This window comes from Thomasclavelia spiroformis DSM 1552, from assembly GCF_025149465.1.
Lineage (GTDB): Bacteria > Bacillota_I > Bacilli_A > Erysipelotrichales > Coprobacillaceae > Thomasclavelia > Thomasclavelia spiroformis.
On record NZ_CP102275.1, the window covers coordinates 1,200,956 to 1,213,449 of the forward strand.

12 protein-coding genes are annotated in these 12,494 nt (G+C 28.0%); 11 read left to right on the forward strand and 1 reads right to left on the reverse strand.

Annotation, left to right across the window (positions count from 1 at the left end):
• Window positions 1-16 precede the first annotated feature (16 nt).
• From NQ543_RS05525 to NQ543_RS05550, 6 genes are all read left to right on the forward strand, one after another.
• Window positions 17-766, forward strand: coding sequence for an ABC transporter ATP-binding protein (locus NQ543_RS05525; RefSeq protein WP_004609858.1), 750 nt, complete (start codon window positions 17-19; stop codon window positions 764-766).
• Window positions 766-2,382, forward strand: a complete 1,617-nt coding sequence (locus NQ543_RS05530) for an ABC transporter permease subunit (protein ID WP_004609857.1) — start codon at window positions 766-768, stop codon at window positions 2,380-2,382. The genes NQ543_RS05525 and NQ543_RS05530 overlap by 1 nt, the downstream gene beginning before the upstream one ends.
• Before the next feature lie 2 nt (window positions 2,383-2,384).
• Window positions 2,385-3,368, forward strand: a complete 984-nt coding sequence (locus NQ543_RS05535) for an extracellular solute-binding protein (RefSeq protein ID WP_004609856.1) — start codon at window positions 2,385-2,387, stop codon at window positions 3,366-3,368.
• A 15-nt stretch (window positions 3,369-3,383) separates the two neighbouring features.
• Window positions 3,384-4,478 (forward strand): 2-aminoethylphosphonate--pyruvate transaminase, encoded by a 1,095-nt coding sequence (locus NQ543_RS05540; RefSeq protein ID WP_004609855.1) that lies wholly within the window; start codon window positions 3,384-3,386, stop codon window positions 4,476-4,478.
• On the forward strand, window positions 4,478-5,257 hold the full coding sequence (gene phnX / locus NQ543_RS05545) for a phosphonoacetaldehyde hydrolase (RefSeq protein WP_004609854.1): 780 nt from the start codon (window positions 4,478-4,480) through the stop codon (window positions 5,255-5,257). Before NQ543_RS05540 ends, phnX begins: the two co-directional genes overlap by 1 nt.
• Window positions 5,258-5,444: 187 nt before the next feature.
• Window positions 5,445-5,885 (forward strand): Rrf2 family transcriptional regulator, encoded by a 441-nt coding sequence (locus NQ543_RS05550; RefSeq protein ID WP_004609853.1) that lies wholly within the window; start codon window positions 5,445-5,447, stop codon window positions 5,883-5,885.
• A 23-nt stretch (window positions 5,886-5,908) separates the two neighbouring features.
• Here NQ543_RS05550 and NQ543_RS05555 read toward each other — a convergent pair whose 3' ends face one another.
• On the reverse strand, window positions 5,909-6,427 hold the full coding sequence (locus tag NQ543_RS05555; RefSeq protein ID WP_004609852.1) for a hypothetical protein: 519 nt from the start codon (window positions 6,425-6,427) through the stop codon (window positions 5,909-5,911).
• A gap of 99 nt (window positions 6,428-6,526) precedes the next feature.
• Here NQ543_RS05555 and NQ543_RS05560 point away from each other — a divergent pair, with 99 nt between their 5' ends.
• The 5 genes from NQ543_RS05560 (at window position 6,527) to NQ543_RS05580 (ending at window position 12,403) form a co-directional block, all read left to right on the forward strand.
• Window positions 6,527-6,844, forward strand: coding sequence for a hypothetical protein (locus NQ543_RS05560; RefSeq protein ID WP_004609851.1), 318 nt, complete (start codon window positions 6,527-6,529; stop codon window positions 6,842-6,844).
• A gap of 59 nt (window positions 6,845-6,903) precedes the next feature.
• A complete protein-coding gene (locus tag NQ543_RS05565) occupies window positions 6,904-7,653 on the forward strand; it encodes an NAD(P)-dependent oxidoreductase (protein ID WP_004609850.1) in 750 nt (249 codons plus the stop codon).
• The gene (locus tag NQ543_RS05570; protein ID WP_004609849.1) at window positions 7,640-8,227 is read left to right on the forward strand and encodes a dipicolinate synthase subunit B; all 588 of its coding nucleotides are present in this window, start codon (window positions 7,640-7,642) and stop codon (window positions 8,225-8,227) included. Before NQ543_RS05565 ends, NQ543_RS05570 begins: the two co-directional genes overlap by 14 nt.
• Window positions 8,228-8,378: 151 nt before the next feature.
• Window positions 8,379-10,073, forward strand: coding sequence for a ribonuclease J (locus NQ543_RS05575; RefSeq protein WP_039904177.1), 1,695 nt, complete (start codon window positions 8,379-8,381; stop codon window positions 10,071-10,073).
• A gap of 86 nt (window positions 10,074-10,159) precedes the next feature.
• Entirely contained in the window at window positions 10,160-12,403 is a 2,244-nt protein-coding gene (locus NQ543_RS05580) for a DNA translocase FtsK (protein ID WP_004609847.1), read from the forward strand.
• The last annotated feature ends 91 nt before the right edge of the window (window positions 12,404-12,494 follow it).

Here is a 12,494-nt window from a genome sequence, read left to right on the forward strand (position 1 = left end):
AAAGGAGGTAATATGAATGTTAAAACTGGAACGGATAATTAAGTCGTTTGATGGAATTAAAATATTAGATGATTTAAATTTTGAAATACCGAAAGGACAAATTGTTTCAATTTTAGGACCATCAGGAAGCGGAAAAACAACTTTGCTAAATTTAATTTTAGGAATTAGTGAAGTTGATAGCGGAAAGATTATATTTGATGATGAAGATTTAACAAATGTTTCGATGGAAAAAAGAGGATTTAATATCGTTTTTCAAGATTATGCATTATTTCCTAATTTAAATGCGTATGAAAATATTATATATGGATTAAAAAATAAAAAGAATATTTCTACTAAAGAAGAAGTAAATGATTTAATCCATTTGTTAGGTTTAGAAAAACATTTAGATAAAAAAATCGATCAATTATCTGGTGGACAAAAACAGCGTGTTGCTTTAGCAAGAACAATGGTAATGAAACCCAAAATTCTTTTATTAGATGAACCATTGAGTGCATTAGATGGTGTAATTAAAGAATCAATCAAAGAAAGAATTAAATTGATTGCTAAAGAATATAACCTTACAACGATAATTGTTACTCATGATCCTGAAGAGGCTTTAACTTTATCGGATCAAGTATTGATTATTAATGAAGGAAAAATTGCACAATTTGGTAAACCAGAAGAAATAATTAATGCACCGAGTTGTGATTTTGTTAAAAACTTTATCTTAAATCAATTAGAAATAAAGCGAAAGAATATTATATCGTTGTTTAGTGAGGTAAGCTAATGAAAAATAAAGAGATTAAATTTATCTATGGAATCATAATAGTACTCTTTGCTACGTTTTTAGTTATCCCTCTTGGCTCATTATTATTACAATCATTTTATAATGGTAATGAATTTTCATTTATAAATTATATTAATACATATCAAACAACAGGCTTTGGTCATACATTAAAAAATAGTTTTATAGTATCGTTAACAAGTGCTTTTGTATCAGTCGTTTTAGCTTTTATTATTGCCTATAGTATTAACTATACGAGGATGTTTAAATGGTTAAAGAAATTTGTTGTAAATATATCAATGTTACCAATGTTATTACCAACGATTACTTATGGTTTTGCAATAATTTATTCATTTGGTAAACAAGGATTATGGACAAAGGTATTTGGTTTTCAGTTATTTGATATTTATGGATTTAATGGTCTATTGTTAGGATATGTAATTTATACTTTTCCAATTGCATTTATGCTAATTAATAATGCGATGAGTTATATTGATAAGAAATTCATTATTGTATCAAAATTAATGAATGATAATTATTTTAAAACATTTAAAAATACATTAATGATCCCATTACTTGGCACATTGGTAGCTGCTTTTATTCAGGCATTCTTTCTAAGTTTTACAGACTTTGGAATCCCAGCTTCAGTTGGTGGAAAATATGATGTTGTTGCAAGCTTATTGTACAATAAAATGTTAGGAAGTATTCCTGATTTTGCCGGTGGTGCAGTTGTAGCGATGACAATGCTGATTCCATCAATTGTATCAATTGCATTATTGCATTATTTAGAAAAATACAATATTAGATATAATAAAATTTCAACAATTGAATTAAAGAAAAATTATGCTCGAGATGTTATATGGGGAAGTTTAAGTGTAATTATTAATGTTATTATTATTGCTATTTTTGCAGTAATAATAATAGTTCCATTTGTTGGTGAATGGCCATATCGAATAACTTTTACATTTGAAAATTTTATAAGTGTTTTTCAAGATAATGCTTTATTAGGAGTAATTAAAAATTCATTGGTTGTTGCTATTTTAACAGCTTTATTGGGAACTTTGGTTGTTTATGGTGGGGCATTAGTAACGGCTCGAAGTAATTTAGGTAAGGGATTAAAGAAAACAATTGAATCAATTGCTTTAATAACTAATACAATTCCAGGGATGGTATTAGGAATCGCTTATTTATTAATTTTTTCTGGTACACCAATACAAAATACGTATTTAATTATTATTTTATGTAATATCGTGCACTTTTTTTCATCACCATATTTAATGATGAAAAATGCATTGGTAAAGATGAATGGATCGTTTGAAACAACAGCAAAACTAATGGGAGATAATTGGTTAAAAACAGTTACAAGAATTATTACCCCTAATGCACTGATATCATTATTTGAAGTATTTAGTTATTATTTTATTAATGCAATGGTAACGGTTAGTGCAGTAATCTTTATTGCTGGAGCAAGAACAATGGTTATGACGACCAAAATCAAAGAGTTACAGCATTTTGCAAAATTTAATGAAATATTTGTATTATCAATATTAATTTTATTAATTAATTTAATTGCTAAAGGAGTATTTAAATATATTATTAAGAAAAAGGAAGGAAAATAAAAATGAAAAAGAAATTTATTAAAGGATTATTAGCTAGTGCCATGATTTGTAGTTCACTAGCACTTGGAGGATGTTCATCAACTGATGATCAAGTAATTATTTATTCTAATGCTGATGATGAAGCTGTAACAGCAATGAAAAACGCATTAGATAACAATGGTTTTGAAGGAGAATACATCTTTCAAACTTTTGGAACATCAGAATTAGGTGGAAAACTTATCGCTGAAGGTAGCGACATAGAAGCAGATCTAGTTACAATGAGTTCATTTTATTTAGATAGTGCTCAAAATGAAAATAAAATGTTTGTAGACTTAACTTTTAACCCTAAAACATTGACAGAATTTCCAAGTTTTTATATACCAATTACTTCTCAAGAAGGAGCAATTATTGTAAATACAGAAGAATTAAAAGCTAATAATTTGCCAACACCTACATGTTTAAAAGATTTGGCTGATCCTGTGTATAAAGATATGGTATCAGTAACAGATATTGCATCTTCATCAACAGCTTGGTTATTAATTCAAGCATTGATTAGTGAATATGGTGAAGACGGAGCTAAAGAAGTTTTGACTGGTATTTACCAAAATGCTGGGGCTCATATTGAAGATTCTGGTTCTGGACCAATTAAAAAAGTTCGAGCCGGTGAAGTTGCTATTGGATTTGGTTTGCGTCATCAAGCGGTGCGTGATAAAGAGGATGGTTTACCAATTGATTTTATTGATCCTACTGAAGGGAATTTTAGTTTGACAGAATCAATTGCAGTTGTAAAAAAAGAAGACAGTAAACGTCAAGATAAAGCTATGGAGATGGCTAAATGCATTATTGAAAAAGGACGTAAAGAATTGCTAGAAACTTATCCTAATCCATTATATGAAGGTGAAACTAGTGATAATGCAAATAAATCTACATATCCAAAAATATTTGCAGAACCATTAACTGCAGAATTATTAGAAAAACATCAAAAATTATCTGAGCAATGTAAGTAAAGGAGATTATAAATCATGAAAAATTATAAACTATTGACACCTGGGCCACTTACAACCACTGCTTCTGTAAAACAAGAAATGTTATTTGATCATTGTACATGGGACGATGATTATAAAAAAATCACTCAAAAAATTAGAAAACAACTATTAGAATTAGCACATGTAAATGATGATGAATATACTGTTGTTTTAATGCAAGGAAGTGGAACGTTTGGAGTGGAATCAGTTCTTACAAGTGTTGTAGGAGAAAATGAAAAACTGTTAATTATTGCAAATGGTGCCTATGGTCAAAGAATGGCAAATATTTGTCAACATGCTAAAGTTAATTATGAAGTAATTGAATTTGCTGAAAATGAAAATCCATCAGCAAAAGTAATTGCTGAAAAATTAAATGAAGATGTTGCTATAACTCATGTTGCAATGGTACATAGTGAAACAACTTCAGGAATTTTAAATGATATTGCAAGTGTTGCCAAAGTAGTTAAAGAACGTAATAGGATATTTATTGTTGATGCAATGAGTAGTTTTGGTGGTGTGGATATTGAAGTAGGGAAATTAGGAATTGATTTTACTATTAGTAGTGCCAATAAATGTATTCAAGGTGTGCCAGGGTTTTCATTTATTATCGCAAATAAACAATTATTAATTGCTTGTAAAGGCAAAGCTAGAAGTTTATCATTGGATTTATATGATCAATGGGAGACAATGGATAAAGACGGTAAGTGGCGTTTTACATCACCAACTCATGTAGTCCTTGCTTTTTCTAAAGCAATCGACGAATTGCTTGAAGAAGGTGGGATAGAAAAACGTAGTGAGCGTTATTATGCCAATAATCGCTTATTAATTAAAAAAATGAAAGAAATGGGGATGGATAGTTATGTTGATTTAGCCTATCAAGGGCCGATTATTACAACTTTCTATTATCCAAACGATAAATATTTTGAATTTAATGAAATGTATAATTATATAAAAAATCGTGGATATGCAATTTATCCTGGTAAATTAACTACAGCTCAAACATTTAGAATTGGAAATATTGGAGAAATTTATGAGGCTGATATATTGAATTTATGTTCAATTATTAAAGATTTTTTAGCGGAGGTAGCATAATGAGTAGAATTGAAGCAGTAATTTTTGATTGGGCAGGAACAACTGTTGATTATGGTTGTTTTGCACCTGTACAAGCATTTAAAGATGCTTTTAATGCTTATGGAATTGATCCAACTTTTGATCAAATCAGAGAACCAATGGGAATGTTGAAAATTGATCATATTAAAAGGATGTTGGAAATGCCAACAATTAATGAAGTCTTTAAAACAAAATATAATCGTAATTATGATAAAAAAGATATTGATAAAATTTATGAATTATTTGAAGCATCATTAATGGCTGGAATTACTAAACATACTGGTATTAAGCCATATGTTATAGAAATAGTAAATAAACTCAAGGAAATGAAAATTAAAATTGGTTCAACTACTGGATATACTGATATGATGATGGAACCTGTTTTAAAAAGTGCTAAAGAACAAGGATATTGTCCAGATTGTTGGTATTCTCCTGATGCAACCAATCATTTAGGCCGTCCTTATCCATATATGATTTTTAAAAATATTCAAACTTTAAATGTTACAAGTGTTAAAAATGTAATTAAAGTTGGTGATACAGTTTCTGATATAGAAGAGGGTTTAAACGCTGGTGTAATTACAATTGGGGTAATTGAGGGAAGTTCAACTCTAGGATTAAATGAAGAAGAATTTAATAATTTAGATAAAATTAAAAAAACTGAATTAGTTGAAAAAGTTAAACAAATATATTTAGATGCTGGCGCTGATTATGTGATTAATAATTTAAGTGAATTGATTGATATTATTAATAAATATAATTAAAAAAATTAGTAGTTTAAATATATTAAGTTTTTAAAACAAAAAATATGATTCTAAAAATAGATACGGAAATATGTTCTATAAAAGAATCGTATTTTTTAGTAAAGTAAATATTTTTGAAAAAAGAAGTACATTGACATTAGTATAAATTATCACTATAATCAATTAAGCAGGAAAGTGAGGGATAATCATGCAAATTTCAAGCCGTTTTACAATTGCAGTTCATATATTTGCGTGTATTGATACTTTTAAAGATGATTATAAAATTACAAGTGATTTTTTAGCAGCTAGTGTAAATGTTAATCCAGTTATCATTAGAAAAATTTTATCACAACTAAAAAATGCTGGACTTGTTGAAGTAAAACGTGGAAGCGGTGGGGCAACTATCGCAAAAGAACTTGAACAAATTAATTTTTATGATATATATAGTGCTGTAGAATGTATAGAAAATGGAGAACTTTTTCATTTTCATGAAAATCCTAATAGTCAGTGTCCAGTAGGAAGAAATATTCATAATATTTTAGATGGGAAGTTAGTACAAGTACAAAATGCATTGGAAAACGAACTAAAAAAGATAACATTAGCTGATGTTATAAAAGATACAAAATATTATATTTCTAAAGATAAATAATAAATATAAACACGCTGAAAAGATTACAGCGTGTTTTCAATTTTATTTAAAATAAATAAAATGGTAAAAATGGTAAATAACTCAATAATAGTATTAATGCTTCCAAACATGATAATAAGCATTATTAAAATTGTAATTAAACGATGATAAATTATATTTATTTGGTTATAAGCATTATAATCAATTGGAATTAAGCGATTGATAATGATTTGAATTATTATTAAATATGATAATGAAGCGATGCTTGAAAGAACAATATGTAAAGTTGATAAAATATTTGTATTATTAGGATCGTACGGTAAATAACTACCTAATAAAATACAAATTAAGTTAAAACTAATTAATAATTTATCTAATCCAGTAATATAACTATAATTTAAAAGCTTAATTGTTTTAATCAATAAAAATATTGAAACAACACTAATCCAGATAAGAAAATAAATACGCAAAGTAGGTTGATATGATAAGTAAGTAAAGTTATTATAGATCCAAGAAGTTTTTAAAGATAAAATAAAAGTAAAAAAAGTAATAATATAATACATAAATACCTCCAATGTTATTTTAATAAAAGGGTAAAAAGATGTAAATAAAAAAAGAAAAAATGCTTTTACATATGTATAAGATATTAAGGAGGAAAAAAGATGAAAGCAAAATTAATAAATATTAATGCAAATGAAATAAGTAAAGTGAAAAAGACACGATTTGAAAATGTAAAAGCAAAAATTAAAGTAAGTTATGATTATGATAAAAATAATTTATTAAATTTGAATTATTTGATTAAAGTAGGGGATAATAATTATGATTATTTAATTACAAAATGTCAGTATGAAATAAGTGAATACAATTATAGCTTAGATGAAAAAATAGTTTTAAATCAGGCAATTGATTTGTTGCATGAACGTATTGAAATGTTGTTAAGCTTATTAACTGAAGAGATGGGAATAAAGCTACAAGATTGATTTTTATCGGGCTTGTCACAAACCTAAATAATTATCATATTTTATATTAGAGGTGGAATATGTTAGTTTATATTAATCAAATAGATAATCGGTGTAAATACTTAGCCAAATTAATGACTAGAGATGGTTATGAAGTAGTGGATAATCAAGATAAATTACCTTCATGTATGATTGTTTATTTAGGTGTAGATGGTAAGGATTGTAAGCAAGATGATTTTGCTTTTGGCAGTGTTGTATTTACACTGCTTAAAAATCAGCGTTTAGAGTATTTAAGTAAAATTAAGGGTTTTAAGTATCATTATTTATATAGTGATCAAACTTTTGTTTTAGAAAATAGTTATATCAGTGATGAAGCATTAATTGCATATATGATTATTGATAATGCGATTAGTTTGAATGATTCTAATATTTTAATTTTAGGTTATGGTAATTGTGGAAAAGATTTAGCTAGTAAATTGATGCGGTTTAATGCTCATATTTCTGTTTCAACGCGTGAAAAACATTATCGTAATGAAATTATTTTAAGTGGTTATCGATATCTTTGTTTAGAAGAATTATCATTAAATGGATTTGATTTTATTATCAATACCGTGCCTGACAATATTATTAATGAAAAAATGATGAATACTAAAGATAAAGATTGTCAAATATATGATATTGCATCTAAACCATATGGTTTGAGTAGTGCATTAAGAGATGTTAATTATCATTTATTAAAACAACTTCCAACAAAATATGCTTATCAAAGTAGTGCGTTAGCTTTATATAAAGCAATTAAACGGGCAGTTGATAGTCATGTTGAAAAATAAAAAGATTGGAATTGGAATCACTGGATCGTTTTGTTCATTGAAAAAAACAATGTATGTTTTAAATGAACTCGTGAAACAAAAATGCGATATTTATGTATTTGTAAGTGAAAAAATAGAAAATTGTGATACACGATTTGACCGAGCAAAAGAGTTAATTGCAGAAATTGAAAAAGTGATTAATCGTAAAGTCATTGACGATGTTGTAAGTGCAGAGGTATTTGGGCCTAAAACGCCTTTGGATATCATGTTAGTAATGCCTTGTAGTGGTAATACACTTGCAAAACTAACTTATGGTATTAATGATAATGCAGTAACAATGGCTTGTAAATCAACTTTACGAAATGAAAAAAATGTTGTTTTAGCAATTGCAACTAATGATGCTTTAAGTAATTCAGGTAAAAATATCATGCAAATTTTAAATACAAAACATTTTTATTTAGTTCCAATGTATCAAGATGATTGTATAAAAAAACCTAATAGTATGTTATTTGATGAAAATCTAGTTATTCAAACTTTAGTAAATGCTCTAAATTATAAACAGCTACAACCAGTTTTTGAAGGGTGTAAGGATTAAAAAATTAAATAAATTGATTGAGAAATATTAATTTATTTCTCTTTTCATTTATTTTTTGTTACAATGTTTTTAGAAAGTATTAGCCATGGATACTTTGATGTGTTAATATATTAAGGACTGTTTTTTGGACATAATAATAATGGAGGAAAAAATGAGAAAAGATATTGTAAAGATTTTACCGCTTGGTGGGCAAGCTGAAATGGGTAAAAGTATGTACTGTATTGAAATAAAAGATAAAATTTTTATTTTAGATGCAGGATTTAGATTTCCTGAAATTAATAAGTTAGGGATAGATATAATTATTCCTAGTTTTGATTATTTAAAGGAAAATGCAAGTCGTGTAGTAGCAATTATTATTACACATGGTCATGATGATGTTATGGGGGCATTACCATATTTATTAGAAGCTGTAAATGCACCAATATATGCTCCTGCATTAACTGCTGATTTAATTGATCAAATGTTAAAACGTCATAAAAAACATAATAATTTTAAAATTAATTATCAATTAAATCGTGTTAAACGTAATGATTCAATTGAAATTGAAGGGGTACCAGTAGAGTTTTTCCCTGTAACTCATTCAATTCCAGGCAGTGTTGGTGTTGCTTTGTGGACTAGAGATGGCTATATCGTGTATTGTGGTGAATTTATCATTGATTTTGGAGCACCAGAAGGTTTTAGATGTGATATTCAAAAGATGATGGAAATTGGCAAAAAAGGAGTTTTAGCACTGTTATGTGAATCTTCTTATTCTAAAAATTCTGGTTATACTTCGCCTAAACATAAGTTGACTGATAAAATTGATAATATATTTGAAGATAGTGAAGGAAGAATTATTATTTCATCATATGCGCAAAACATTTTTAGAACTAAGGAAATAGTTGAGTTAACTAAAAAATATAATCGTAAAATTGTATTTTATGGACGTGATAAGTACGATAGTACAAATAGTATTGTAAGAATTGGTCAACGTTTGAAAAAAGCTGTAATTAATATTCCAAAAGAGATAATTGCTTTTTCTACTGATATTGGCAAAAAAGGAATTGATGATGATTTAGTAGTTTTATTAAGTGGAACGCCACAAAGAATTTATCATGATATCAATGATATTATTGATGGGGGCGATGAATATTTAAAACTTAATGAAAATGATACATTTATTGTTGCTTCACCAGTGGTACCAGGAACAGAAAAGATAGCTAATCGAGCAATCAATGAATTATATAAAACCGATTCGAATATTCATGTTTTAAAAAATAAAGAACTTACTTCTATGCATGCTAGTCAAGAAGATGTTAAAGTAATTATCCAAATCTTTAATCCAACGTATTTTATTCCAATTAAAGGGGAATATCAGCATTTTATTTCAAATATGGAAGTAGCTATGAGTATGCAGGTTTTACAAGAAAATATTCCAATTATAGATAATGGCGAAATTTTAACATTTAAAAATGGTGTTTTGGAAGATTATCGTGATACAATTGAAGTTGAAGATGTTATGATTGATGGAATTGGTGTTGGTGATGTTGGTGATAAGGTTATTGATGATCGAATCCAGCTTTCTAATGATGGTGTTGTTGTAATTGGGGTAACGATTGATAGTAAAAAACGTGAAATAATCGCTAATACTGATGTACAATCAAGAGGATTTGTTTATTTAAAGGATTCTGAACATATCATTAAAGGTGTAATTGATATTGCTGAAAAATGTGTAGCTCAAATGAAAGGTGATTATACTTTAGAGGCAATTGAAGTACGCCAAGAAATAAAAGATAAAGCTAGTAAATATATTGCCAAAGAAACAGGTAAAAGACCGGTTATTTTACCAATTATTATTGAAGTGTAAGATTGAATGTAATCATTCAATCTTTTACTTTTATTAGAATACATTATTATGCTATAATAGTTGAGTTAGGATAGGGAGTGTGAGATATGGCTAAAACAAAGCGATCAAAAAAATCAAAGCAAGAACAGCTAAGCGAAGCTTTACAATTCAGAATCATAACAGCTGTTTGTTTGTTTTTAGTTATTGTAGCTACGTTGCGTTTAGGTCCAATTGGTGAATATTTAAATTATATGTGCACATATATATTAGGCAATTTTGTAGGAATTGGATACGTAGTTTTAATCGTTTTAGCAATATACGCTATTTATCATGCAAAATTACCGCGTTTAAATGGTCCAAATGCGGTTGGCTGTTATTTGTTGATAGCATCAATTTTAACATTTATGTCAGCATTAAACGACGATAATATGACGGGCATAAAAGTTATTAATCAATATTTTAATCAAGCCCCATGTAATCGTGGTGGTATGCTAGGCGCAATATTTTATGGTTTTTTAAGTGCTTTATTTGATAAAACAGGAGCATTAATTGCAGCTGGATTTATTTTAATTATTGCTATTGCAATATTGAGTAGTAAATATTATGTAACTCATCGTAAAAAAAGACCTCAGAAAAAATCTTCAAAAAAAGAAGTTAAGCAAAGTGGGAAATTTATTGATTTTTTCACAAAGAAAAAAGATGCTTTCTTTTTTCCTGATGAAGTATTTGAAAATAAGATAGAACCAGAAATAAAAGATACTACAAGAATTCATACAGTTCATTTACAAGAAGATGATAATGCTTCTTCAACTATGGAATTTGATGAAAAATCAATGACTTTAGAGATAAAAGAAAAAGAACCTAAAATTCATGATGAAACTTCAAAAACAAAACAAAAGATCAATAAAAATTATCGTTTACCTGCATTATCATTATTAAAAAATCCAGTTACAAAAAAATCTGGTGATAATAAAGGAAATGCTTTAAAAAAAGCTGATGCTTTAACTACAGTGCTTAGAGAATTTGGAGTAATTGCATCTATTAGTGATATTTTTATTGGACCATCTGTTACAAAATATGAATTAAAATTAGAAACAGGAACAAGAGTTAACAAAATTATTCAATTACAAGACGATATTAAATTAGCTTTAGCTGCTAAAGACATTCGAATTGAAGCCCCGATACCAGGTAAGGCTGCAGTTGGAGTAGAAATTCCTAATAGTGTTGCTTCAATGGTTACTTTTAAAGAAGTAATTAAAGACATTCCTAAAGAATTACAAGAAAATAAATTATTAGTGCCTTTAGGTAAAGATGTTAGTGGAAAAACAATCTGTGCTCAACTTAACAAAATGCCTCATTTATTAATTGCTGGAGCAACTGGGAGTGGAAAATCAGTGTGTGTAAATACTATCATTTGTAGTATTTTAATGCGTGCAAGACCAGATGAAGTTAAATTTATTTTAGTTGATCCCAAAAAAGTAGAATTAACTAATTACAATGGAATTCCACATTTACTTACACCAGTTGTAACAGATCCTAAAAAGGCAGCAGCTGTATTACAAGAAGTCGTTGTTGAAATGGAGCGAAGATATGATTTATTTGCAAAGGCTAATGTTAGAAATATCGAAAGTTATAATAATTATGTAATGAAAAAAAATGAGGATATGCCATTAGATGAACAACTTGAAGTATTGCCATTTCATGTTGTGATATTAGATGAGGTTGCTGATTTAATAATGGTAGCAAGTAAACAGGTGGAAGATTGCATCATGCGTATTGCTCAAATGGCTAGAGCAGCAGGAATTCATTTAATTGTAGCAACACAAAGACCTTCTACAGATATCATTACTGGGGTTATTAAAGCAAATATTCCTTCAAGAATTGCTTTTGCGGTATCATCTGGGGTTGATTCAAGAACTATTTTAGATACTACTGGTGCTGAAAAGTTATTAGGAAAAGGAGATATGCTTTTTTCGCCAATGGGTTCGAGTTCACCAATTCGTGTTCAAGGAGCATTTGTATCTGATGAGGAAGTTATGGCAATTTGTCATCATACAATTAGTCAACAAGGAGCTAATTATGATGAAAAATATATGAATGTTAAATTAAATACATCTACTTCTAGTACTCTTTCAAAAGAGGATGAAGAGGACGAAGAGTATGAAATGTGTCGTAGTTTTGTTATTGAAGTTCAAAAGGCAAGTACATCTTTATTGCAAAGAAAATTTAGAATTGGATATAATAAGGCTGCAAGAATTATTGATCAGTTAGAAGCTGATGGTGTAATAGGACCACAAATTGGTTCTAAACCACGTGAAGTATATATTCGCGGTTATCAAGAAGATGTTTAATAGATATCTTTTTATATATTTTTGATAATTAAGTGAATTTGTGTAAATATAATCACTTAATTAGGTTTTGATTTACTTAAGATGACAATTA